The following is a 25105-nucleotide window of genomic DNA, read 5'->3' on the forward strand; positions in this document are numbered from 1 at the left end:
GTGAACCGGCACTTGAGCAGCCTCGACTTCATGCAGAGCTTTTCCACGAAGTTGGAACTGGCTCTGCAAAACCTATCGATGGCACAATATCCACCTGACGCCCGCAGAGAGCTGCGGAAGTTCACGTCGTCGGAAGTCGCATCGCTTCTTGATGTCTCCGAAGCCTATATCCGCCAGATCGTCGTGAAGGAAAAAGGGCCCGCGCCGGAGACAACGGCCAATGGCCGCCGCATGTATTCTCTGGAACAGATACTCGAACTGCGCATGACGCTCGCCGAGAAGGGCCGCAAGAAGTGGATGAACCCGCGGCGCGTCAATGGCGAAGCCTGCCAAGTTCTCGCCGTCACCAACTTCAAGGGCGGATCGAGCAAGACCTCGACCACGATCCACCTCGGCCACTATCTCGCCCTCAAGGGCTACCGCGTGCTGGCCGTCGATCTCGACCCGCAGGCATCGCTGACCAGCCTCCACGGGAACCTTGCGGATTTCAATCCGCGCGAAGACGAAACGCTCTATGCCGCGATCCGCTTCGAGGATCCAAAGCCGACGCGTTCGCTTATTCACCAGACCCACATCACCGGCTTCGACGTGATCTGCGCAGGTCTCGACCTCACCGAGTTCGAAACCGCGGTTGCTCTCGAGATGCGCAAGAGCGGTGGCACCAGCTTCCTGCTGCGTGTCTCGCAGGCGCTCGAGCAGGTTGCCGACGACTATGACGTGATCCTCATGGATTCCGCGCCGTCGCTGAACTTCCTGACGCTGTCGTCGCTGACCGCTGCTACCGCCGTCATCATTCCGGTGCCAGCGCATATGCTGGACGTCGATTCCACCGGCAAGTTCCTGGAGCTCGCATCCTCCTACATGCAGATCCTGAGCGACATGGGCGCTTCGGCGCAGTGGGATTTCGCAAAGTTTCTCGTCACCAAGTTCGAAGCCAACGATCACCCGCAGGCCAACATGACCGCACTGATGCGTCAGGTCTTCGGCGATGATCTCTTGCTGAACATGGTGACGAAATCCACGGCCGTTGCCGATGCGCTGACCTGGAAGCAGAGCCTTTACGAAGTGCAGCGCTCCAGGTTCTCCGCACCGAAGACCTACGACCGTGCCATGGAATCGATCAACGCCTCGAACGCCGAGATCGAAAAGCTACTCTGGAATGCATGGGGGCGTGAATGAGCCGCAAGGATTCGCGAGGCATGTTCGCCAATGTGCTCGGTCAGCTCGACCAGCCATCGGCGACACCGCCACAGACCAAGACAACTTCGCCGCACCTTTTGAAGGTCGCTGCCGGCGTGCGCCAGATTCAGGAGAAGGGCGAGGTTCTCGATCGTCTACTGAAGGATGGCGACCATATCGTCGACGTCGATCCCGATGACGTCGCACCCTCAACCATTCCCGATCGCTTCGACGGTGCTTATGACGATAGCGCCATCGAGGATATCGCCGCATCGATCAGCGAGCGCGGCCAGATCGTGCCGGGCCTGATCCGTCCGTTCAAGAATGGCCCCAAGCCGTACCAGATCGTCTTCGGTCGCCGCCGCCTGGCAGCCGCCAAGAAACTCGGCCTGAAGTTCCGCGCCATCGTTCGTGAGCTCACGGACGAAGAAGCGATCGTCTTCCAGGGCGAAGAAAACGCCAACCGCAACGATCTGTCCTTCATCGAGAAATGTGCCTTCGCGCTGTCTCAGGAACAGGCAGGATACAAGCGCGACATCATTTCGGCGTCGCTGGCAACCGGCAAGTCGCATATCTCGGAAATGTTGCGCATCGCATCGGCCGTTCCGCGCACCACCATGCTTGTCATCGGCTCGGCGCCGGATATCGGTCGTCGCCGCTGGATCGAGTTCGTCGATATCTTCGTGGCGCGTCCCGATGCCGCCGAATGCGTGGAAGAGGCCCTCTCGGAGGTCAAACGCAGCTCGGAGACCGATCGCTTCGCTCTGGCACTTGCGGCCCTCAAGACCGCTGCCGCCAAGCCTGCCGTTACAGAGACACCGCAAACAGCCGAGATCCGTGCCAACGGCTTTCTTCTGGCCACCGTCAGTTACCCGAAATCAGGTCCGCGCATCAGCTTCACCAAGGCGGTGCCGACCAGTTTCGTCGATTTTCTGAATGATCGCATGGAGACGCTTCACGGCGAATTCCTGCAGTCCGTAGACAACAAGAGCAAAGGATAACGCCGCAAAAGAAAAAAGCCCCCGGACGTTGCCGTCGCGGAAGCTCTTCTCATTGGTTTAGCAGCTAGAGAATCGCACTTCCTCGAATCACTGTCAAGCATCTTTGGCACCGTTTTGGTGGACGAACTTCTTTTGCCTTGGAAAAGGTGAAGGTGATGGAAGGCCAATTTGTAACGACGCCCTTTGGGCGGCGAGCGATGTCGCTTGGCATGCTCGCAAATCAGGTCAGAGCCCAGCAGATCAAGCCGGGATCTTCGATCGATAAGTGGAAGCTCTATCGTTCGCTGTGCGAGGCCAAGCCCTTGCTCGGTGTGACCGATCGTGCGCTCGCCGTCTTGAACGCGCTTCTGAGCTTCTATCCGCAGAACGAACTGTCGGAAGAAAGCGGGCTGGTGGTGTTTCCCTCCAATGCCCAGCTGTCCCTGCGCTCTCACGGTATGGCCGAACAAACCATCCGTCGCCATCTTGCAGCGCTTGTCGATGCCGGCCTGCTGACCCGCAAGGACAGCCCGAACGGAAAGCGTTATGCGCGCAAGGACCGCTCCGGCTCCATTCGCGATGCGTTCGGCTTTTCGCTTGCGCCTCTGCTTGCCCGCGCCGAGGAGATTGAGCATCTCGCGGCAAAGGTCGTGGCGGAGAAATTGTACGTCCAGCATCTGCGCGAGCAGATCAGCCTGTTTCGCCGGGATATCGCCAAGCTGATCGAAGCTGCGATCGCCGACCAGGTTCCGGGTGAGTGGGCCGAGACCTTCAACGACTTTCGCGACATTGTCGAAAGCGTTCCGCGCGCTCCAACGACCACCGAGCTGGAGGTTGTTTGCGATCTGATCGAACGTTTGCGCCTGAAAGTGCTTAACCATCTGGATCTACAACTAAAATTGCAAAATTTGAGCGCCAATCCCTATCAAAATGAGCGCCACATACAGAATTCCAATTCCGAATCTATTCTTGATTCTGAAGCGCCTCCTCAAATCGAGAACGGGCAAAGCGCGGATGGACATAACCTCGCGCAAGATCGAGAGGATGCGGACAATGCGTCTCCTCGAACGCCTGCTGTTGTCATCAATCCGTCCCTGCCTGAGCCTAAGATGATTGTCTCCCATGACAGAGCTTTGACGGTCGAATCAAAGGCTGGGGATAACCAAGGTTCGGAACTGAAATCCTTACCGCTGAGCCTCGTGCTGCAGGCATGCCCTGATATCGCGGCCTATGGGCCCGGTGGCGGCATTCGAAGCTGGCGGGATCTCATCAGTGCCGCATCCGTCGTCAAATCGATGCTGGGGGTCACACCGTCGGCCTATCACGACGCCTGCACCATCATGGGCTACGACAACGCCGCGACTGTCATCGCCTGCATTCTCCAGCGCGCCACCAAGATCAACTCAGCGGGCGGCTACCTGCGAGACCTGACGCGGCGTACGGAGAAGGGTGAGTTCGCGATCGGACCGATGCTGATGTCGCTCGTCAGAAGCAATGGAGGGCCTATCGCGCTGCAGAGCTGACAGGAGAGGGGCCTCTGGTCCGTCGTCTTCGCGATTATCCGGTCGAATGATCGTAAAGAACGTTGCCGGTCGCGCCATCGACGCCGGAGAGGCTGACCTCATATCCCCAGAGGTGACGGATATGGGTTAGAGTTTCGTTCCGGCTGGTCTCTTCGAGAAGCAGGCCGTCATTGACCGTGTGCTTCAGCCGAAGCCGGCGGTCGCCGAGGAGATCGACGTCGACGACCTGGATATCGGGCTGCTTGGCGCTGACATCGTAGCTGCGGGCGAGAGCCGAGCGGATCTCTGCGTAGCCGCGCTCGTTGTGGATCGAGGAAACCTCGCAGAACTTGTCAGCCGCCATGTCGGACAGTCTGAAGAGCCGGAATTTGCGGATCACGGCTGGGCTCAGATATTGCAGGATAAAGGATTCATCGCGGTGGTTCGCCCATGCGTCGCGCAGCGTACCCATCGGATCGTTGTTGCCGGCCATGGAGGGAAACCAGTTCCGGTCCTCGTCGGTCGGATTGGTGCAGATGCGCTCGATATCCTGCATCATCGCGAAACCGAGCGCGTAGGGGTTGATGCCCGAGAAGCGGGGATCGTCGAAGCCCGGCTGGAAGACGACGTTGGAATGGCTGCTCAAGAGCTCCAGCATGTTGCCTTCGCTGATCTTGCCCTGGTCGAACAGGCGATTGATGATCGTGTAGTGCACGTAGGTCGCGCATCCCTCGTTCATCACCTTGGTTTGGCGCTGCGGGTAGAAATATTGGGCGATGATGCGCACGATCCTGAGGATTTCGCGCTGCCATGGCTCCAGGATCAGGCTGTGCTTCTCGATGAAATAGAGAAGGTTTTCCTCCGGCAGGTTGAGCGCCTTCTTGCGTTCGGAGGCATTGCGCTCCGCCTCGTGTGGATCGCGGCTATCGACGGAAGAGGGCAGGGTGCGCCATAGGTCGCTATAGGTCTGCTCCTCATATTCCAATCGTTCACGCGCCCGCTCGCGCACCTTCTCGGAGGAGAGGCGGGGAGGGCGGCGATAGCGGAAGACGCCATTGTCCATCAGCGCGTGGGCGGAATCGAGGATCGCCTCGACCGCCTCAGTGCCGTGCCGCTCCTCGCATTTGGCGATGTATTTCTTGGCGAAGTCCATGTAGCCGAGAATGGCGCCAGCATCCGTCCATTGGCGAAACAGATAGTTGTTCTTGAAGAAGTGGTTGTGGCCGAAGGAGGCGTGGGCGATGACCAGCGTCTGCATGGCCATCGTGTTTTCTTCCATCAGATAGGCGATGCAGGGGTTGGAATTGATGACGATCTCATAGGCGAGCCCCCGGTGGCCCTTGCGATAGAGGCTGTCCTCGTAAATGAAGCGCTTGCCGAAGGACCAGTGCTGATACATCAGCGGCATGCCGACCGAGGAATAGGCATCAAGCATCTGTTCCGACGAGATGATCTCCAGCTGGTTCGGATAGATATCCAGCCCCATCTCGCCGATCGCGATATCCTGGATGGCGTCGTGGACGATCGATAGTGTTCCGAAATTCCAGTCGGAGCCTTCAAACAGCAGCTCGGAACTCTCCGCTCGCTTCGCCATATCGGTCTTCCCTCAGTTATGCGTACGCGCGCCGGCTTTGCGGCTGAAGAGCTTGCGGAAGACCGGGTAGATGTTGCCGGGTCTTGCGATGCGGGCCATGTGGAAGTTGGGGACCTCGCCATCGACCGTGCGGTAGGCGCGCCATAGCGAAGTGCCGTTGTCGGTGGCGCCGAATATCTCGGTCTCGCGTTCGTCGATGATTTCAACGTAAGCGTAATATTGGCAAAGCCGCATCAGGTCGCCGCGCAGGAGCGCCGCACATCGCTCGGAATCGCCGCTGCTGTTGTCGCCGTCAGAAGCCTGCGCCGCGTAGATGTTCCACATGTCGGCCGGATAGCGCGCCTCGATGATCCGCTGCATCTCCTCGAGAGCTGTCGAGACCACCGTGCCGCCGCTCTGCTTGCTGTAGAAGAAGGTCTCTTCGTCGACCTCATGCGCCTCGTCGGTGTGCCGGATGAAGATGATGTCGATCCGGCCGTAACGGCGCTTGAGAAAGAGGTGCAGCAGCACGAAGAAGCGCTTGGCGAGATCCTTCTCGCGCTCGCCCATCGAGGCCGAGACGTCCATCAGGCAGAACATTACGGCGTTGGCGTTCGGCACCGGCTGGCGCTCGAAGCGGTTGAAGCGAACATCGACGGGATCGACATAGGAAATCCGCCGGCGCCGGCGCTCAAGCGTTGCCAGGTCTTCGCGCAGAGCCGTCAGTTTGCGGCGGGTCTCGGCCGAGAGCGGCGTCTCGGCTTCGAGAGCGGCGATCTCGTCGGTGATCAGCTTCACTTGCCGCTCGCTCGGCCGCTGCAGGGCCATGCGCCGGCCGAAGCTGTTGCGCATCGTGCGGCCGATATTGATGTTGGTGGGAGAGCCCGAGGTGGTGAAGCCGACGCGTTGCGGCTTGAAGGTCACCGTTTCCTTGAGGCTCAGCTTGACCAGATCGGGCAGTTCGAGGTCTTCGAAGAAAAGATCGAGCACCTCTTCGCGCGACAGGATGAACTGAAAATCGTCATCACTTCCGCCGCCGCCCGCGCCATGTCCACCTCCGCCGCCCGCTCCACCATCGGGCTTCGAGATACGATCGCCGGCGGAAAACTCCTTGTTTCCCGGCAGCACATGTTCCCGGTTGCCGGATGTAGAGGAGGGGCGGAAGCTCGGCTCGCCGGCGCCGCGCGCGGGCATCGGAACACCATGGGCGGTGTCGACATCCGCTATCTTGTCGGATTTGATCTGATCCTTGATCGCCCGCTTCAGCTCATCGCGGGCGCGTTTCAGGAATCGTTGCCGGTTGCCGAGGCTCTTGTCCTTCGGGTTAAGCCGGCGGTCGATGAAATTCGGCATGCGCCAATCCCTCGCTTTGGCTCCGGTTTTGGCATCGTCAACCGGCCTTGTTCACCCGCATGTACCAATCGACCAGGCGGCGGACCTGGCGCGCGGTGTAGCCACGCTCGATCATCCGCTGAACGAATTCGTCATGCTGCTTCTCGGTCGAGCTGTCCTTCTTGGAGCCGAAGCTGATGACGGGCAGCAGATCCTCGACCTGACCGAACATCCGCTTTTCGATCACCTCGCGCAGTTTCTCGTAGCTTGTCCATGCCGGATTGCGGCCGCCATTGCGCGCCCTTGCCCGCAGCGTGAACTTCACCACTTCGTTGCGGAAATCCTTGGGATTGGCGATGCCGGCAGGCTTTTCGATCTGCGAGAGCTCGCTGTCCAGGATTTCGCGGTTCAGGATCTGCCCGGTATCGGCATCCTTGAAATCCTGGTCCTCCAGCCAGGCATCCGCATAGGATATGTAGCGGTCGAAGAGGTTTTGGCCATATTCGCTATAGGATTCCAGATAGGCCTTCTGGATCTCGTGACCGATGAACTCGGCATAGCGGGTGGCGATCTCCGATTTGATGAAGTCGAGGTAACTGGCCTCCATTTCCTTCGGAAACTGCTCGCGCTTGATCGCCTGCTCGAGGATATACATCAGGTGCACGGGATCGGCGGCGACCTCCTTGGTGTCGTAGTTGAAGGTCTCCGACAGCACCTTGAAGGCAAAGCGGGTGCTGATGCCGTTCATGCCCTCGTCGACGCCGGCGACATCGCGATATTCCTGCACGGACTTGGCCTTGGGATCGGTGTCCTTCAGGTTCTCGCCGTCATAGACGCGCATCTTGGTGTAGAGCGGTGAGTTTTCGTGACGGATGAGGCGAGTGGCCACCGTGAAGCGGCTCAGATTTTCCAGAACCTCCGGCGCGCAGGCGCTCTTGGCGAGCTCGCTTTCGCGCAGCAGCTTCTCGTAGATCTGCCGCTCCTCGGTCACGCGCAGGCAATAGGGCACCTTGACCACCAGAATGCGGTCGAGGAAGGCCTCGTTGTTGCGGTTGTTCTTGAATTGCTGCCACTCGGATTCGTTGGAGTGGGCAACCACGATGCCCTGATAGGGGAAGGCGCCGAAGTTTTCGGTGCCGTTATAGCTGCCCTCCTGCGTTGCCGTCAGCAGCGGGTGCAGCACCTTGATTGGCGCCTTGAACATTTCGACGAATTCGAGCAACCCCTGCGTCGTGCGGTTGAGGCCGCCGCTGTAGGAGTAAGCGTCGGGATCGGCCTGGCTGTAGTTCTCCAGCTGGCGGATATCGACCTTGCCGACCAGCGCCGAGACGTCCTGATTGTTCTCGTCACCCGGTTCGGTCTTGGCGATGGCGATCTGGCGAAGCCTCGATGGCATCAGCTTCACGACGCTGAAGCGCGAGATATCGCCGCCGATCTCGTCGAGCCGCTTGGTGGCCCAGGGGGAAATCAGCCCGGTGAGGCGGCGTCTGGCAATTCCGTACTTGTCTTCCAGGAGATCGGACATGCGCTCCGGCTGGAAGAGACCCAGCGGTGATTCGAAGACCGGGCTCACCTGTCCGTCGATCGCCAGCGTATAGATCGGGAAACGCTCCATCAGCTTCTTCAGCCGTTCGGCGAGAGACGACTTGCCGCCGCCTACCGGGCCGAGGAGATAGAGAATCTGCTTGCGCTCTTCGAGACCCTGCGCGGCATATCTGAAATAGCCGACGATCCGCTCGATCGTGTCTTCCATTCCATAGAAATCGGCAAAGGCGGGATAAATCTTGACGGTGCGGTTGGAGAATATGCGGCCTAATCGCTCATCGGCGCTGGTGTCGATTAGTTTAGGTTCGCCAATGGCTTCCACCATGCGTTCCTGCGCGGTGGCATATAGTCGTTTGTCATCACGGCAGGCCAGGAGGTATTCCTGGAGACTTAGCTCTTCTTGCGCGGCGTTCGTATAGATCTCCGAAAACAGATCGAATACGTCGCTTTCGCTCTTCTGCATCTTTGCTCTCCCGCGGCCGGTTGAATGAGGACGGGATCGCTACGTGTCGGCTCGCGATATAAGAACGCGTCAGACTATTTTATTACAATGCGCTTACGAAGTTCGGGACAGTCTGTAGCCGATAGCCGCGATACTCGTCAGACTCACATTATGCAGCCGACGCGGCAGATCGCCAAGGGCGCAGATAGGTTTTCACTCTTTTTTGCACGATATGTGACAAATCTCGTCCATGCACAAAAAAGGGGCCGCTGAAGGGCCCCTTTCTGTTGCTTTGCGCTGACGTTTAGTTCGGCAGAGCGTAGGCGATGACGTAGTCGCCACGGATATCCGACTGGCGTGCGCCGCCGGCCGAGATGATGACGTACTGCTTGCCTGTCTTCGGCGACTTGTAGGTCATCGGGCCGCCCTGGCTACCGACGGGCAGACGGGCCTTCCAGACTTCCTTGCCGGTCGCCGTGCTGAAGGCGCGCAGGTAGAAGTCCTGCGTACCGGCGATGAAGATCAGGCCGCCCTGGGTGGCGAGCGTGCCACCGAGCGTCGGCATGCCGATCGGGATCGGCAGACCCATCTTGATACCGAGCGGGCCGGTATCTTCGACGGTGCCGACAGGAACCTGCCAGGCGATTTTCTGCGTCTTCATGTCGATTGCCGTCAGGCTGCCGAAGGGCGGAGCCTGGCAGGGAATGCCGAGCGCCGACAGGAAGCGGTTCTTGTCGACCGCGTAAGGCGTGCCCTTCATCGGCACGAGGCCCATGCCGGTGTTGACGGATTCGCCACCGCTGTTGACGGCCTTGGTCGGTGCGGCTTCCTTCATCTGGATCCACAGGCCGAGGCGCATGTCGTTGACGAAGATGTAGTTGGAGTTCGGGTCGGTCGAAAGACCGCCCCAGTTCATGCCACCCAGCGAGCCCGGGAAGTTGAGCGCGAGGTCGGTGCCCGGAACCGTGTAGACGCCATCGTAGCGCATGCCCTTGAAGGCGATGCGGCACAGCAGCTGGTCAAACGGCGTCGCACCCCACATGTCGCTTTCGGTCAGCGTCTTGGCGCCGATCTGCGGCATGCCGACGGAGAGCTTCTGCGTGGGCGAGTACGGCTCGTTCGGGATGTTGCCCGGCTTCACCGGAACATCGTCGACCTTGGTCAGCGGCTGACCGGTTGCGCGATCGAGCACATAGAGCTGGCCGGCCTTGGTGCCGAACACCAGAGCAGGAACCGTCGTGCCGTCGGCCTTCGGGAAGTCGATGAACGAAGGCTGCATCGGAACGTCGAAGTCCCACAGGTCGTTGTGAACGGTCTGGTAGACCCACTTCTCACGGCCGGTGGTGGCATCGAGCGCCAGCATCGAGGCGCCGTACTTGTGGTCGAGATCGGTGCGGGTCGCGCCGTAAAGGTCGACCGACGGGCTACCAACAGGCATGAAGACGGTGTTGGAAGCCGGATCATAGGACATCGACGCCCATACGTTCGGGGTCGAACGCGTGTAGCTTTCGCCCGGAGGCGGCAGGAGCGTGATGTTGGGGTTGCCCGGGTCGAATGCCCAACGCAGCTGGCCGGTCACGACATCGAAGCCGCGCATGACGCCACCAGGCATGTCGGTGCTGACGTTATCGGCAACGCGGCCGCCGACCACGACCGTGGTGCCGGCAAGCGTCGGCGCCGAGGTCAGAACGTAGCTCGGATCAGCCGCCTGGCCCATGCCGACCTTCAGGTCGACGCGGCCGTTGGTGCCGAAGTCAGGGCAGAACGCGCCGGTGTCGGCGTCGAGCGCGATCAGCTCGGCGGTGATCGTGTTCATCAGGATGCGGCGTTCGCAAAGCGCGCCGGGTGAGACGTTAACCGCGGTGACCGGCGTGGAGTTCGGTGCCGAAGGCTGTTCGAGCGCACGCGTCGAATCGAAGTAAGCGAGACCACGGCAGCGCATCCAGACGGACGACTTGGCGTTGATCTCGGCCTTCCAGATTTCCTTGCCAGTATCGGCATCGATCGAGATGACGTTGTTGTGCGGGGTGCACACGAACACGCGGTCGCCGACCTGCAGCGGGGTTTCCTGGTCTTCCGCGCCGTTGGCGCCGGGGCTGATCGGCGTGTCGCCGGTGTGGTATTCCCACGCAACCTTCAGATCGCCGACATTGTCGAGGTTGATCTGGTCGAGCGCGGCGAAGCGGCTGCCGCCCGAGGTGTTGCCATAGGCTTCCCAGTTCTTCTGTTCGCGAGCGGGATCGACCGGCGTGCGGGCCGGGCCGGCGCCGCTGGCCACGACCGGCGGATGCGGGATGAACATGCCGTAGAAGGCTGCGCCGGTGCCGATCGCGATGATCAGAGCAAGGCCGAACGAAGCGCCGTAAGCGGGCGTGCGGCCAGCCGAGCGACGCAGCAGCGGGAAGGAGAGCGCAACGACGATGGAGCCGACGGCAATCGCCAGCAGTCGCGAGATCAGCGGCCAGAACTCAAAGCCGGCGTCCCAGATGGCCCAGATGGCCGAGAGCACGAAGACGAGCCCGAAGAGCAGGGCGCCCAGCGGCTTGCGCCGGATGATGAGCAGGCCAGCGATCACAAGTCCGATGCCGGCAAGCAGGAAGTACCAGCTGCCGCCCAGCGAGACGAGCTTGCCGCCGCCGACCGCGAAAAACAGCCCGGCGAGCGTGACGATCGCGCCGAGCAAGACCAGCCACAGGCGACCTAACAGCGCCGGTGGGTTCGGTGATTTATCCATTGAATAGCCTCATTGCATATCCGGCAAACGAGAATGGAAAGCCCGCAACGCGAAATGCTCGCCGCGCTCGTCCGCCGTTCGGTTAGCTGTCTTAACGACAGCAGGCGAAAAGTGGCAGTTTCGAGCGCATGCAGGCAGGCGAACCATGATCTACGAAAAGCGGCGCATTCGGCGCCAATCCGGGAAATCTGCAAAAGTCCATCAGGCTCGTCCTACGTGGTTCGAAGATTCACGCGTCAGGCACCGACGGAGGGAGACAGCACCTTAACGTCTCCAACCCTGCGCTGGATATATCGCCAGCGGCTGCATGGTGGCAAGTGCTATTTTAGACGGATGAATAACGAGCGGCGAGGGTGTCGCGGGCTGGGATTCTGCGCTGGAAGAGGCTGCCTGATTCCTGGCACTCAACGTTTCAGAACGGGTTCGTCGTGGCGCTTTCGATCTTCACCGGCTTCTTGTTCGACAGCCGTTCGATGCAGCCGGCATAGGTGGCATGCATGGGATAAATGCGCGACGTCGGAATGACCCAATCGGGCTCATTGCCCTGGAACGAGACATTGATGTCAGCCATTCCGCTGAGTGCGGCGCGAATAATGCCCTGAACACCGCCCGCGTTAGAATTCCCAGGCAGGCTCCAGACACGCAGGCTCTTGCTGTCGGCGCCGATGGCGGGCACCTCCATGCTGTTGCTCTTGCCTGTTACCGAAACCTGTGTGGAAAGGTGCTCCGGGAGCGACCATGCATCGTTCTTGATGATCCAGGAGGCATCCTTGAGGCTTTCGCGGAATTCGACGGTCTTTCCCGTCATGCTGTCCCAAACCAGCGCGCAATAGGGCTCGCCGCCATTATGGACATAACCGATCGACCATTGGCGGGACGATCCGATCCATTCCTCGGTGCCGTTGGCAACCAGCGGAGCGGCGGCGCTGAAGAGAGCGGCAGCAAGAACAACTCTCGCGGAAAGAACGGCGAACGGTCTCATTTTTCCGTACCTCAGTGCAACACGGCTTGGCCTTCAGGGCGTTGCCCTTGAACCGTCCTTGTCGCACGAACAGGTTTCAAACCGGTGAATCGCCGCGCTTCCCGCTCGTCACGACTGCCTGCTTGTGTGTCAGGGTGTCGATCGGCACGTCTCCGCCCGTTGGTATCGAGTAGGCCCGCGGCGCTACGAGTGGATGGCAGTAAGCGCTGCGATGACTTCGCGCGCCGCGCGCTGCCCGCTTTGAAGCGCACCGTGTGCGGTCGAGAAATCGGTCGTGTCGGTGGCCTCGCCGGCGAAAAAAACGCGCTCGTCGAAGGGTTTGGCAAGCGCGATACGGGCGTCGGCCTGGCCGGGCAGGGCGTGGCTATACGCGCCTCCGATCGAAGCCGTTCTTGCCCAATCGGACGCTATGAGTGGACGAAGATTGCGCCTGATGTCGCCGCCGAAGAGACGCACGAGCTGATCCGTCGCGCGGGCGAATACAGCCTCAGAGCCCTCATCTGCCACAAGGCGCGCGCCCGCACCGCCCAGGTAGCACTCGATCACGGGCTGGCCGAACGGCCGAATATAGTAGCTGCCGGTCGATGCATCCCGGGGATCGCCGATGAGGTGGGTCTCATCCTCGAAGGGCGCCGATCCCGTGATTTCGAAAAACAGTTTCTCGTTCCAGCCGAGAGGCAGACGCTGCGCCGCCTGCCGCCAGGTGTCCAAGGCGGATGGCCAGCGGATCGAATCTCCTGCCAATACGTTGGTGGATGTGGTGACGATCACCGCTTTGGCGCGCACCGCCCCTGAAGCTGTCTTGACCTCGATGCGCCGCCCCTCAAGCGCGATCGCCTCAATGGGCGTGGACAGGCTGACGATCGCCTGGGCAGGCATTGCGGCGCTGACAAGCGTGCCGTAGCCCGCGGGCACACGCCAGTTGAGATCAGTCGAGGCCTCGTCGTAGGCGGCGTAGTCCTTGCAGGAAATGCGCTGGAGTTCGTCTCCGCTGATGTAGCCGCTCAGCGCCTGCAGATAACTCGTCCACCCGTCCGCCGGATCGATCGCGTCGGCGGCGACGTCGGAGCGAGGAGGATTGGTCGCAACACGCTCGCTCCACCGTTCAAACGCCAGATACGCATCATCTCGTTCGGATTGGGTAAAACCCAGATCACGGAACTGATCGCCCCAGGCGGACGGTCCGCGATCGACATCAAAGCCGATCTCGCCCGCCAAGCGGACCCAGGGATTTCTGTCGGCGGAGTGCAGCCAGCCGCAGCCGAGATCGACGACACTGCCTGCTGCTCGTTGTGTGAAGGCGCGGCCACCGGTCCGGGGGAGGGCTTCCAGAACCAAGACCTTCAACCCGGCTTCGACGAGACCGCGGGCAGCGCCTGTGCCAGCGGCGCCGGCGCCAACGACTACGACATCAGGATCTTCGGTCATCTACATTGCCTAGGTGGTTCTCTTGGCGGCAAGCCGGGCATGAAACGGCTCGGTAAATATGAACTCTAAAATAACGCATCGATCAATTCCGGTCATGTCCCAACGGTGCCGGCGGCTCTGTGCCGGATCGTGCGGAGCATCGAATTTCTCGTCAAGCGAAATACCACCCAGTGCTTCGTTCTTCCCCTGCTATCCGGTTGCGTTTTCAGCGAGCGAGACAATCCGCGAGATCGGCGCTATACGTCGGTGGAGTTATGTCCGGGGTTCATGAATGCAGCGCGAAGAGTTGGTCGATCTGAATGCTTTCCTGATGGTGGCGGAAGAGCAAAGCTTTACGCGCGCCGCAGCCAAGCTTGGCACCTCGCAATCGGCGCTCAGCCACACGATCAGGCGTTTGGAGACAAGGTTAGGCGTCCGGCTTCTCACGCGCACGACACGGAGCCTTGCGCCGACGGAAGCAGGCGAGCGCCTGCTTGGTACGTTGCGGCCCGCGCTGGATAGCATTGCCACGGAGCTCGGTTCGCTGAGCGAACTGCGCGAAAGGCCGGCTGGAACGATCCGCATCACGACGTCCGAGCATGCGGCCAACACCGTGCTCTGGCCGACGCTCGAACGAATGCTCGTCGACTATCCCGACATTCACGTCGAGCTCAGCATTGATTCCGGCCTGATCGATATCGTCACCGAACGGTTCGACGCGGGCGTCCGGCTGGGAGAGGCGTTGGCGAAGGACATGATCGCGACGCGCATTGGTCCCGCCTTACGTATGGCCGTGGTTGCGTCACCGGCCTATTTCGATGGCAAAACCAAGCCGGTTCTGCCACAGGATCTTGCCGACCACACCTGTATAAACCTGCGCCTGTTAAGCGCGGGCGGGCTCTATACATGGGAGCTGGAAAAGCACGGGCGCGAGGTCAGAGTTCGCGTCGATGGCCAGCTTACCTTCAACAATGTCCGCATGATCGTTCGTGCGGCTGTCGCCGGCTTCGGCCTTTGCTTCGTGATGGAGGATATGGTGGCCGAGCATCTTGCTGACGGCAGGCTTGTGCGCGTGCTGGAGGACTGGTGCCCGCCATTTGCCGGCTATCACCTCTATTACCCCAGCCGCCGCCAGCCATCCGCCGCCTTCGCTGTCCTCGTGGACGCATTGCGGTATCGCGGCTGATCCACAGCGGTGCCGCCTACCCAATGGCGGTGCTCCGGCAAGAAATCAGGCGGCGCGGCATCGAGTAACGCCGCGCCCGCATTCGCATTCGAGCCGTGTCGACCCTATTCCAGATAGGACATGATCACCGACGCAACCTGAGCCTGCTCACTCGTGTCCGATGGCGTTGCGGCAGAGGCCGTCGTAGCCGATGGTGTCGTGGTCGTGGTCGTGGTCGTGGTCGCAGCGGCGGCGCTTGCGCCAGAGAGCGGGCCGTTGGTCAGCGCCTGCACCTGGGCCGAGGTCATTGCGTTGATCTGCGCCGGCGTGAAGGCTTCGGCCTGGCTCACCGTCAGCGCGCTGAGCGCTCTCGTGCTGAGCCCCGAAACCGCACTGGAGCTCAGCGCGATGATGCTCTCGGGTGAGAAGCCAGCGAGGTCATCCGGACCGAGAGCCGCGGCCTGAACAACGTTGAGCGCGCCGATCTGGGTCGTCGAAAGCATACCGATCTGCGCCGTGCTCATCGCCACGACCTGGCTGTAGCTGAGCGCCGCCACCTGGCCCGTGGTCAGCGCAGCGATGTCGTTCGACGGCAGGGTCGAAAACAGCGCTGTCGTCAGTCCCTTGATCGAGGTCGGCGTAATCGCCGCGAACTCTTCGGTTGACAGCGTCTGCAGCTGGTCAGTCGTCAAGCCGGCAAGCCCGGTCGAGCTCAGGGCCGCGATCTGGTTGGTGGAGAAGGTGCTGAACTGATCCGTGCTCAGTGCGTGGATCTGATCGCTGGTCAGGCCGGAAACCCCGGAACTGCCAAAAGCCGCGATCTCTTCGGTCGACAGCGACGCGATGAAGCCCGTCGACAGCCCCTTCATGGCGCCGGAGCTGATCGCCGCGAGCTTGGCGGGCGTCAGCGCGTCGAGGCTCGACGAGGTCAGTCCCTTCAGGGCATCCGAACTCAGCGCCGCGATCTGGCTTGTCGACAGTCTTTCCATCTGGTCGATATTCAGCGCACCGGCCTGGGCGCTGCCGAGACCGGCGATCCCCTGCGCGCTCAGCGCCGCCACCTGCTCGACCGAGAGCACGGCAATGTCGCCGGTGCTGAGCGCCGCGACCTGGGCCGAGCCCAGCGCGCCGATCTGGCCGGTGGACAGCATCTCGACTTGGCTTGTGCTCAGGGCCGCGATCTGGGCGGTGGAGAGACCGGCAATACCCGCCGTGCTCAGCGCGCCGATCTGTTCGGCCGATAGCGAGGCGATCGTCGTCGGCGACAATCCGGAGATGGCGGCCGAGCTGATCGCCGCGATATCGGCCGTCGAGAAGCTGTCGAGGTCATCCGTGCCGAGTGCTGCGATCTGCTTGGAGCTCAGCGCGCCGACTTGCAAGCTGGTCAGCGCTTCAGCCTGGTCGACGCTGAGCGCCGCGATCTGGTCCGTGCTGAGGCCGGCAATGCCTGCGGTGCTCAGCGCCGCGATCTGGCTTGGCGAGAGCGAGGCAAGGGCTGCGGTCGACAGTCCGGAGATGGCGGACGAACTGATCGCCGCGATCTCAGCCGTTGTGAAGCCGTCAAGATTGCCAGGCGTCAGAACCGCGACCTGTCGTGAGGAGAGGGCGCCGATCTGGCTGCTGGTCAGCGCCTCCATCTGGTCGCTGTGCAGTCCGACGAGCTGGCTAGTCGAGAGGCCCGCTATGCCAGCCGTGCTCAGCGCCGCGATCTGTTCCGGCGAAAACGCGCCGATGTCGGCTGTGTTCAGCGCCGCGATCTGCTTGGAGGTCAGCGCGCCGACCTGGGCGGTCGTCAGTGCTTCCACCTGATTGGTGCGCAGCGCGCCGATCTGGTCGCTGGTAAGGCCAGCAATGCCGGTGGGGCTGAGGGCCGAGATCTGGTCGCCCGAGAGTGAGGCGATCGCCGATGTCGAAATCCCCGCGATCGCGCTGGAGGTGATCGCGGCCATATCGGCGGTGCTGAAACTGTCGAGATCATCCGTTCCGAGTGCTGCGATCTGCTTCGAGTTCAGCGCGCCCACCTGAACGCTGGTGAACGCCTCGACCTGGCGCACACTGAGCGCGCCGATCTGATCGCTGGTCAGGCCCGCGATCCCCGCGGTGCCGAAGGCCGCGATCTGGTCGATCGAAAGCGCCGCGATACGGTCGGTGGCAAGCGCCCCGACCTGCCTGGAGCTCAACGCGCCGATCTGCGCTGTTGTCAGTACCTCCACCTGGTTGGAGCCGAGCGCGGCCATCTGGCCGCTGGAGAGACCTGAAATTCCGGCCGAGCTCATGGCGACGATCTGAGCCGTCGACAGCGCGCTGATCGCGGCGGTCGAAAGGCCAAGGATCGCGCCCGAGCCGATGGCGGCGATGTCGGCGGTGGAGAAGTGCGAGAGGTCGTCCGTGCCCAGGGCGGCAATCTGCCTTGAGTTCAAGGCGCCGACCTGCAGGCTGGTCAGGGCCTCGGTCTGATCGGTGCTCAACGCCGCGATCTGGTCGCTGCTGAGACCGGGTAAGCCGGCCGTGCTCAATGCGGCGACCTGGGCGGTCGTCAGCGATGCGAGGTCGTCGGTGCCAAGCGCTCCGATCTGTCGCGAGCTCAAGGCTGCGATCTGGCTCGTGGTCAGCGCGCCGATCTGGTCGCTGCTGAGCGCGCTGATGAGATCGACCGTCAGACCGGCGATGCCAGCGGTGCTGAGCGCCGCGATCTGACTTGTCGTCAGCGTCGCGAGCGCGGCTGCCGACAGGCCGGCGATGGCGCCGGAGTTGATCGCGGCGATGTTCTTCGCCGACAGGATGGCGATATCGTCGGTGCTAAGAGCCGCCGTCTGCTTCGAGCTCAGCGCTCCGATCTGCGCCGACGTCAGCGCTTCCACCTGATCGGTGCGCAGCGCCGCGATCTGGCCGGTCGTCATCCCCGTGATCGCCGCCGTGTTCAGCGCCGCGATCTGGCTCGCCGAGAGCGCCGCGATCGTGCCGGTCGACAGCCCGGCGATGGCGCCGGAGCCGATGGCGGCCATGTCCTTGGTCGAGAAGGTCGCGATGTCATCGGCGGTGAGGGCGGCGAGCTGAGAGGAGCTCAGGCCGCTGATCTGGCTGCTGGTTAGCGCTTCCGCCTGGGCGGTGCTGAGTGCCGCAAGCTGCTGGGTGGTGAGGCCCGCAATCGCATTCTTGCTCAGCGCGGCGATGTGTGCCGTGGTCAGCGCCCTGATCGTGTCCGTCGACATCCCGCCAAGCGCGCTTGATGTGATCGCGGCGATATCCTTGGTGGAGAAGGTCACGACATCATCCGGTCCGAGGACCGATAGCTGGCTGGAATTCAGCGTTCCGACCTGGTTGCTGGTGAGCGCCTCCGCCTGCGCGGTCGAAAGTGCCGCCAGCTGCTGCGAGGTCAGTCCGGTGATGCCACCAACCGAGAGAGCAGCGATCTGCGCTGTCGAGAGTGCCGCGATGTCGTCCGTGCGCAGCGCGCCGATCTGAGACGAGCTGAGTGTGGCCATCTGCTTGGTCGAGAGCGCCAGGATTTGTGTGTTGCTGAGGGCCGCGACCTGGCTGGTCGACAGGCCGGAGACGCCGGACGAGCTCATGGCGGCCAGCTGCTGTGTGGTCAGTCCGGCCATGTCGCCCGTGCTGAGCCCCGCCACCTGCTTGGTGGTCATCGCTGCGATCTGGCTGGTGCTAAGCGTATGCAGCTGCGCGCTGCTCAGCGCGTCGACCTGATCGGATGTCAGGCCCGTAATCCCCGATGGCGTCAGGACGGCGATCTGGTCCGTGGAGAGAACGGCGACATTGTCGCCCACTGCTGCGACCTGCGCCGATGTGAGTGCCTTCACCTGCACGATGGAGAGCTTGGCGATCTGGTCGGTGCCGAGTGCCGCGACCTGGGTGCTTGTGAGACTGGCCAAAGCACTCGTGCTCAACAACGCGATCTGCGCGGTGGTCAGGCCCGCGACCGCATCGGCGCTGAGGCCGGGCAGGCCCTTGTTGGTGATTGCCGCGATATCGGCGGTCGAGAAGGTCGCGATGTCCTCAGCAGAAAGCGCGGAGAACTGAAGGGACGTCAGCGCCGCCACCTGCACGGGCGACAGCGTCTCGATCTGCGATGTGCTCATCGCGCCGATCTGCAGGCTGGTGAGGCTGGCGATGGCACTGGTGTTGAGCGCTGCGATCTGCTCGTTCGTAAGTCCTTCAATAGCGTCGCCGCTGAGGCCCGAAATGGCCTTATTGGTGATCGCGGCGATATCGGCGGTGGAGAAGGTCGCGATGTCATCGGCGCCGAGCGCCGCCATCTGCGCCGAGCTCATAACCTTCACCTGCGCCGGCGATAGCGCTTCGACCTGCGCGGTGCTGAGAGCGCCGATCTGGTCGCTCGTCAGGCTTGCGACCGCACTCGTGCTCATGGCCGCGATCTGGGCGGTGGACAGCGTCGCCAGCACATCCGTGCTGAGGCCCGGCAGTGCCTTGTTGGTGATAGCTGCGATATCGGCCGTCGAGAAGGTCGCGATATCGCTAGCGTCCAGCGCGCCAAGCTGCAGCGAAGTCAGCGACAAGACCTGGAGCGGCAAGAGAGCCTCGACCTGCGCCGAGTTAAGGGCGTTGATCTGGTCGGTCGTCAGGCTGGCGATCGACGTGGTGCTCAAGGCGGCGATCTGGGCGGCGGAGAGGGCCGCGACCTGGTCTGTGCCCAGCGTGGAGATCTGTAGCGTCTTCAGCACACTGATCTGGGCGGTCGTGAAGGCTCCGATCTGGCCCGATGACAGGCTGGACACGTTTAGGCCGGGGACTGCCTTGCTCGAGAGTGCCGCGATATCGGCTGTCGAGAAGGTTGCGATGCCGTCTTCGCCGAGCGCCGAGAGCTGCAGCGAACTCAGCCATGCCACCTGCGCCGGAGTGAATGCCTCGACCTGGCTGGTGCTCAAAACCGCGAGCTGCGTCGTCTTCAGCGCGCTCACCTGCGCCGTCGTCAACGAGGCTATCTGGCCGGTGGAAAAGGTTGCGATGATATCGGTGCTCAGACCGGGGATCGCCTTGCTGGTGATCGCGGCGATATCGGCCGTCGAGAAGGTCGCCATATGATCGGCATCGATCGCGGCGAGCTGTACGGAGGTCAGCGACGCGACCTGTGCCGGCGTCAGCGCCTCGACCTGATCGGTGCTGAGTGCTGCGATCTGCATGCTTGTGAGCCGCGGGATCGTCGTCGAGTTTAGCGCCGCGATCTGGGCGGTGGAGAAGGTCGAGATGATATCGGTGGTCAGGCCGGTAACGGCCTTGCTGGTGATCGCTGCGATATCGTCGGTCGAAAAGGTGGCGAGGTGTTCGGCGTCGAACACGGCGAGCTGAACCGAACTCAGCGCCTTCACCTGTGTCGGCGACAGCGCTTCGGTTTGATCCGTGGTCAGGGCGGCCAGCTGGTCCGTTCCGAGGTTCGCGATCTGCGCGGTGGACAGCGCCGCGATCTGCGCGGTGGAGAGCGAATCCATGCTGAGCCCGGTAAAGCCCTTGCTGGTGATGGCGGCGATGTCGGCTGTCGAAAAGGCTGCGATATCGTCGGCGCCGAAGGCCGCGATCTGCGCCGCGCTCAGCGCCTTGACCTGCGCGGGCGTCAAGGCCTCGGCCTGCTCCACGCTCAGCGCGTCGATCTGGTCGGTCGTCAGGCTGGCGATCGCGGCCGTGCTCAGCGCGGCGATCTTGCCGGTCGAGAGACCTTCCAGCTGCCCGGTGCTGAAGCCAGCAATCTGTGCGCCCAGCGAGGTGATCTGGCTGGTCGAGAACGACGCAATCTGGTCGGCGCTCAATGCTTCGAGCTGGCTGCCGGTGAGATTGGCGATCAGGCTGGTGGACATGGCGGCGATCTGGGCCGACGACAGCGCGCCGATCGCATCCGTGCTCAGGCCCGACATGGCGCGGCTGGAAATCGCGGCGATGGCGGCGGTCGAGAAGGCTTCGATATCGGCGGCATCGAGCGCTGCGAGCTGCCCGGAGCTCAGCGCCTTCACCTGTACCGAGGACAGCGCCCGGAATTGTTCGTCGTTCAGAGCCCCGAGCTGCCCGGTCGTCAGGCTGGCAATCGAACCGGTGCCGAGGGCGGCGATCTGCGCGGTCGACAGCGCCGCGATGGAATCGGGGCTAATGCCGGCGATTGCCCTGCTGCTGATGGCCGCGATATCGGCGACCGAGAACGCCGCAATGCCATCGGGGTTGAGGACGGCAAGTTGGTCGGAGCTGAGTGCCTTCACCTGCTGCGGCGTGAAGGCTTCGATTTGCTCGGGGCTGAGCGCTTCGATCTGTCCGGCTGTGAGGCTCGCCAGCGCGCTGGAGCTGAGCGCGGCGATATGGCCCGGCGAGAGCGCTTCGATCTGTCCGACATCGAGCGAGGCGAGCTGCGCCGTCGTCAGCGTGTTTGCCTGAGCCGTTGTCATCGCCGAGATCTGGTCAGGCGACAGGGCAGACAAGTTCAGGCCCTTCATGGCCTTGGTGTTGATCGCCGCAATGTCTTCGAGCGACAGCATGGCGATGTCATCAGGCCCGAGTGCTGCCAGCTGCGAGGATGTCATCGCCGCCATCTGCGACGGCGAAAACGCTTCGACCTGATCGGCGCTCAATGCACTGACCTGGCTGCTCGTAAGCGACGCGACGGCGCTTGTGTTCAAGGCCGCGATCTGATCGGGAGACAGGGCCGCGAGTGAAGCCGTACCGAGACCCTGGATAGCCTTGGTGATGGCGGCGATATCGGCTGTCGAGAAGGTCGCGATGTCCTCGGGGCTGAGTGCCGCGAGCTGCGCTGTGGACAGCGCCTTGATCTGGTTCGGGGTCAGCGCTTCCGACTGCTCGGTCGTCAACGCGCCCAACTGCGACGTGGTAAGCGCCGAGACCTGGACGGATGTCAGGCTCTCGATGGCATATTTGTTGAGCGCGTGCAGCTGATCGAAGGTGAAGCCGACGATGGAGGTCTTGGCAATCGCGCTGAGCTGCTGCGAGTTCATCGCCTCGACGTCCTCGACATCGAGCGCCGCGATCTGAGAGGACGACAGGGCCTTGACCTGGGCCGTGGACAGCGACGCGATGTCGTCGGTTGTCCATGCTGCGACTGCCGCGGACGAAAGGGATCTGATCTGCGTTATCGTCAGCGTGGATGCAACCGTCGTCATGCTCATCAATCCCAAATGTTCAAATGGCGTCAATAAAAAGCCAGGTCGAAACCCCGATAGCGAACGGCAGGCGGCTTCCGGCCCAAGGTCCGAATGAGGAAACGGTCACCCAAGCCCGCGCAGCTAAGAGCCGAAGGTAGGTTGTGTGGCTTGTCTGAACCTGAAATTGCAGGTGGTCTCTCCCCAAACAGGGGCCGTGCCCGCTGCCGGGAAGAAGGTTAAGTCGCGGGCCTTGCCCGCAGCTGGTGTCGTCCTGCGCCTTCGCGCGGGCACTATCAGCGACCGCGAAATCGCGTGGCGCCGACAATTTCACACATGTCCAAAATTATCACGCAATTGTCATATGAAGGAATCACGGCTCCACTACACGGCGACGCAAAGCGATAGGATTTGCGCATGCCAAAGAGTGGACGAATGAACGTGTATGGGACGGCTCTCTCCGTGCCCTGCATTTTTACCGAGAACGATAGCGGCGGAACGATTCGCGGTTGCCCGCGATTTCTCGCGCTCGTGGCCGGAAAACAGAGCATCCGCCTGCTCGATACGATCAGCGGCAGATCAACGCCGATCGCGCTTCACCGCATCGATCGACGCGGCAGGGCACGGTTTCGCTGGCTCTGACTTCACGTTGAGACCGGCGCGCGTTCGCCTGGAGCGCGATGTTTCCCGCAAGCACGACCGGTCACGAAAACCCTGATTTTCTCCGCCCGACCTTTCCCATGCTGCATTGCACTCTAGCTCATGTCGTATGGAACGCTTCATTCTCGACTTTCAGGAGGCAACCGCATGGTTGCCTGCGTGGCTGGTCAGCATCGGTGTGCTAGCCGCCGCACTGGCCGTGGGCCTGATGATCCATCGCCTCGCTTTTCGCTTTCTAAGCCGCGTGGTCGAAACGCGGGATTTGTTCTGGCGGTCGCTGGTTTCGCGCGGTCGCCGGCCGCTGAGGCTAAGCATCCTCACCCTGACGCTCTCGCTCGGCGCCACCATCGCGCCGTTGACGACGCCGCAGGCGGAGTTCATCCGCCATATCCTGCTCTTGGGCTTCATCGCCGTCGTCGGCTGGATCAGCAAGACCACGCTGCACATCTGGATGACGGTCTATCTGCGCCGCTTCAAGCTCGACGCTGAAGACAATCTGCTAGCGCGCACCCACGTCACCCAATCACGCATCGGCGAGCGCATCGCCGCCTTCATGATCGTCGCGATCACGATCGCCGCAGGACTGATGACCTTTCCGGCCGTACAGCAATATGGCGTGAGCCTGCTCGCATCGGCCGGCGTTGCCGGCATCGTGCTCGGCCTCGCCCTGCAGCCGGTGCTGAAGAATGTATTCGCCGGCATACAGCTTGCGATCACGCAGCCGATCCGCATCGACGATGCGCTGATCGTCGAGGGCGAGTGGGGCAACGTGGAGGAGATCACCTCGACTTATGTCGTGGTCAAGCTCTGGGATTGGCGACGGCTGATCCTGCCGCTCAGCTATTTCATCGAAAACCCGTTCCAGAACTGGACGCGCGAGAGCTCGGCGCTGATCGGGACCGTCATGATCTACCTCGACTATTCTGTGCCTGTTACCGTCATCCGCACGAAAGTCGAGGAAGTCGCCGCCGCCTCCAAGCTCTGGGACAAGCGGGTGGTCGCCGTGCAGGTCACCGATTTCCGCGAAAACGTCATGGAGATCCGCATCCTCGTCTCGGCCTCTAATGCGCCGAAGACCTTCGACCTGCGCTGCGAAATGCGCGAGAAGATCATCGACTTCGTGCAGCGGGAGTATCCGGCGAGCTTGCCGCGCGTGCGGGCCGAGGGTGCCGCCAACCTTAATGGCGTGATGGGCGGCGACGCCGCGGTTCGAGCCTCGGCGCACTCCTGATTGCCGGCGACAATCCCAAGAAGATGAGCGGGCGCTGGAACCGCAAGACAGCCGCGTAGGCGGGGCTCATCGGCCGGGCGACGGCCGATCTCAAAAAAGCAGACGTCTCAACCATTGTTCGGGCGCGTCGCGGACTCCATATACCTTTTGATTAGGGCAGCCGTCTTCAGCGGTTGCCTCCACTTGTTGATTACAAAGGTATTGCCATGGCCGCTCTTTCCATCCTCGAACTTGTTCGCGTGACGGAGGAGACGGACGCCCGTGGCGCCCTCGACAACGCGCGCGATCTGGCCGCGCATGCGGAAGAGTGGGGTTACCGGCGCATCTGGGTTGCCGAACACCACAACATGATCGGGATCGCGAGTGCCGCGACATCCGTCGTTCTCGCCCATCTCGCGGCGGGCACGAAGACGATCCGCGTCGGCGCCGGCGGCATCATGCTGCCGAACCACTCTCCCTATGTCATTGCCGAACAGTTCGGCACGCTGGCGCGCCTGTTTCCCGATCGCATCGATCTAGGCCTCGGCCGCGCGCCTGGAACGGATCAGATGACGCTTCGCGCGTTGCGTCGCTCGCCGGAGTCAGCCGACCAGTTCCCGCAGGATGTGCTTGAGCTGCAGGCATTTCTCGCGCCCGCCGGCCCGAACCAGCGGATACAGGCGGTTCCGGCCGCCGGCACCGAAGTGCCGCTCTGGATTCTGGGCTCCAGTAATTTCGGCGCCATGCTCGCGGCCGAACTCGGTCTGCCCTATGCCTTCGCCTCCCATTTCGCGCCGGAACTTCTTCTCCAGGCGCTGCAAATCTATCGCACCCGTTTCAAGCCATCGGAGCAGCAGTCGCAGCCCTACGCTATGGTCGGCGTCAACGTCATCGCCGCCGAAACCGATGCGGAGGCGCGCCGGCTTGCGACGACACAGCAGATGTCCTTCACCAACATGTTTCGCGGCACGCGCGGCCTGAGCCCGCCGCCGATCGACGACATCGAGACCTACTGGTCGCCGATGGAGAAGGCGCAGGCCCAGCAGATGCTCGCCTGCTCGATCATAGGCTCGCCCGAAACGGTTCGCGCCGGCTTGGAGAGGTTGGTCGAGGAGACCGGTGCCGACGAACTGATGATCGTGTCCGACGTTTATGATCACAGTGCGCGCCTGCAATCCTTCGAAATGATCGCCGAGGTCGGGCGAAAGATCTGACGCGCACCTATCCGCATTCAGCGCAATCGAGACAGGTTGCGTATCGCATGAAGACGCCACCACTGGAG

13 protein-coding genes are annotated in these 25105 nt (G+C 62.2%); 6 read left to right on the forward strand and 7 right to left on the reverse strand.

Annotation, left to right across the window (positions count from 1 at the left end; translation table 11 throughout):
* The 3 genes from repA to repC form a co-directional block, all read left to right on the forward strand.
* The coding region (gene repA / locus ACVTFQ_RS19820) for a plasmid partitioning protein RepA (protein ID WP_470423979.1) at positions 1-1179 on the forward strand (1179 nt) is incomplete at its 5' end.
* Positions 1176-2180 (forward strand): plasmid partitioning protein RepB, encoded by a 1005-nt coding sequence (gene repB / locus ACVTFQ_RS19825; RefSeq protein WP_111560802.1) that lies wholly within the window; start codon positions 1176-1178, stop codon positions 2178-2180. The genes repA and repB, both read left to right, overlap by 4 nt.
* Before the next feature lie 155 nt (positions 2181-2335).
* Complete coding sequence (gene repC, locus ACVTFQ_RS19830) at positions 2336-3682, forward strand: plasmid replication protein RepC (protein WP_470424168.1); 1347 nt, start codon at positions 2336-2338, stop codon at positions 3680-3682.
* A 34-nt stretch (positions 3683-3716) separates the two neighbouring features.
* Here repC and ACVTFQ_RS19835 read toward each other — a convergent pair whose 3' ends face one another.
* From ACVTFQ_RS19835 to ACVTFQ_RS19860, 6 genes are all read right to left on the reverse strand, one after another.
* Positions 3717-5255 carry a SpoVR family protein gene (locus tag ACVTFQ_RS19835; protein WP_113177381.1) on the reverse strand — a complete coding sequence of 513 codons (1539 nt, stop codon included), beginning with the start codon at positions 5253-5255 and terminating at the stop codon, positions 3717-3719.
* A gap of 12 nt (positions 5256-5267) precedes the next feature.
* A complete protein-coding gene (locus ACVTFQ_RS19840; RefSeq protein ID WP_113177380.1) occupies positions 5268-6587 on the reverse strand; it encodes a YeaH/YhbH family protein in 1320 nt (439 codons plus the stop codon).
* Between the two features lie 37 nt (positions 6588-6624).
* The gene (locus ACVTFQ_RS19845; RefSeq protein ID WP_018896655.1) at positions 6625-8574 is read right to left on the reverse strand and encodes a PrkA family serine protein kinase; all 1950 of its coding nucleotides are present in this window, start codon (positions 8572-8574) and stop codon (positions 6625-6627) included.
* Positions 8575-8857: 283 nt separating this feature from the next.
* Entirely contained in the window at positions 8858-11287 is a 2430-nt protein-coding gene (locus ACVTFQ_RS19850) for a glucose/quinate/shikimate family membrane-bound PQQ-dependent dehydrogenase (protein WP_470423980.1), read from the reverse strand.
* A gap of 412 nt (positions 11288-11699) precedes the next feature.
* Positions 11700-12269, reverse strand: a complete 570-nt coding sequence (locus tag ACVTFQ_RS19855; RefSeq protein WP_113177378.1) for a hypothetical protein — start codon at positions 12267-12269, stop codon at positions 11700-11702.
* A gap of 183 nt (positions 12270-12452) precedes the next feature.
* Entirely contained in the window at positions 12453-13697 is a 1245-nt protein-coding gene (locus ACVTFQ_RS19860; RefSeq protein WP_470423981.1) for a flavin monoamine oxidase family protein, read from the reverse strand.
* A gap of 271 nt (positions 13698-13968) precedes the next feature.
* Between ACVTFQ_RS19860 and ACVTFQ_RS19865 the strand changes: the two genes are divergently transcribed.
* Complete coding sequence (locus ACVTFQ_RS19865) at positions 13969-14862, forward strand: LysR family transcriptional regulator (protein ID WP_470423982.1); 894 nt, start codon at positions 13969-13971, stop codon at positions 14860-14862.
* A 104-nt stretch (positions 14863-14966) separates the two neighbouring features.
* Here ACVTFQ_RS19865 and ACVTFQ_RS19870 read toward each other — a convergent pair whose 3' ends face one another.
* The gene (locus ACVTFQ_RS19870; protein WP_470423983.1) at positions 14967-21974 is read right to left on the reverse strand and encodes a beta strand repeat-containing protein; all 7008 of its coding nucleotides are present in this window, start codon (positions 21972-21974) and stop codon (positions 14967-14969) included.
* A gap of 748 nt (positions 21975-22722) precedes the next feature.
* Here ACVTFQ_RS19870 and ACVTFQ_RS19875 point away from each other — a divergent pair.
* The gene (locus ACVTFQ_RS19875) at positions 22723-23844 is read left to right on the forward strand and encodes a mechanosensitive ion channel family protein (RefSeq protein WP_112435349.1); all 1122 of its coding nucleotides are present in this window, start codon (positions 22723-22725) and stop codon (positions 23842-23844) included.
* Positions 23845-24050: 206 nt separating this feature from the next.
* Positions 24051-25037: an LLM class flavin-dependent oxidoreductase gene (locus tag ACVTFQ_RS19880; RefSeq protein WP_112435348.1), complete on the forward strand. Its 987-nt coding sequence runs from the start codon at positions 24051-24053 to the stop codon at positions 25035-25037.
* Positions 25038-25105: the final 68 nt, after the last annotated feature.

The organism is Rhizobium sp. O111, assembly GCF_055616315.1.

What these genes read in the sequence shown, in the direction of transcription:
- repC (WP_470424168.1), top strand. Translation starts at nt 2,336, where the DNA reads ATGGAAGGCCAATTTGTAACGACGCCCTTTGGGCGGCGAGCGATGTCG.
- ACVTFQ_RS19835 (WP_113177381.1), bottom strand. Translation starts at nt 5,255, where the DNA reads ATGGCGAAGCGAGCGGAGAGTTCCGAGCTGCTGTTTGAAGGCTCCGAC.
- ACVTFQ_RS19880 (WP_112435348.1), top strand. Translation starts at nt 24,051, where the DNA reads ATGGCCGCTCTTTCCATCCTCGAACTTGTTCGCGTGACGGAGGAGACG.
- ACVTFQ_RS19875 (WP_112435349.1), top strand. Translation starts at nt 22,723, where the DNA reads ATGGAACGCTTCATTCTCGACTTTCAGGAGGCAACCGCATGGTTGCCT.
- ACVTFQ_RS19860 (WP_470423981.1), bottom strand. Translation starts at nt 13,697, where the DNA reads ATGACCGAAGATCCTGATGTCGTAGTCGTTGGCGCCGGCGCCGCTGGC.
- ACVTFQ_RS19865 (WP_470423982.1), top strand. Translation starts at nt 13,969, where the DNA reads ATGCAGCGCGAAGAGTTGGTCGATCTGAATGCTTTCCTGATGGTGGCG.
- ACVTFQ_RS19845 (WP_018896655.1), bottom strand. Translation starts at nt 8,574, where the DNA reads ATGCAGAAGAGCGAAAGCGACGTATTCGATCTGTTTTCGGAGATCTAT.
- repB (WP_111560802.1), top strand. Translation starts at nt 1,176, where the DNA reads ATGAGCCGCAAGGATTCGCGAGGCATGTTCGCCAATGTGCTCGGTCAG.
- ACVTFQ_RS19850 (WP_470423980.1), bottom strand. Translation starts at nt 11,287, where the DNA reads ATGGATAAATCACCGAACCCACCGGCGCTGTTAGGTCGCCTGTGGCTG.
- ACVTFQ_RS19840 (WP_113177380.1), bottom strand. Translation starts at nt 6,587, where the DNA reads ATGCCGAATTTCATCGACCGCCGGCTTAACCCGAAGGACAAGAGCCTC.
- ACVTFQ_RS19870 (WP_470423983.1), bottom strand. Translation starts at nt 21,974, where the DNA reads ATGACGACGGTTGCATCCACGCTGACGATAACGCAGATCAGATCCCTT.
- ACVTFQ_RS19855 (WP_113177378.1), bottom strand. Translation starts at nt 12,269, where the DNA reads ATGAGACCGTTCGCCGTTCTTTCCGCGAGAGTTGTTCTTGCTGCCGCT.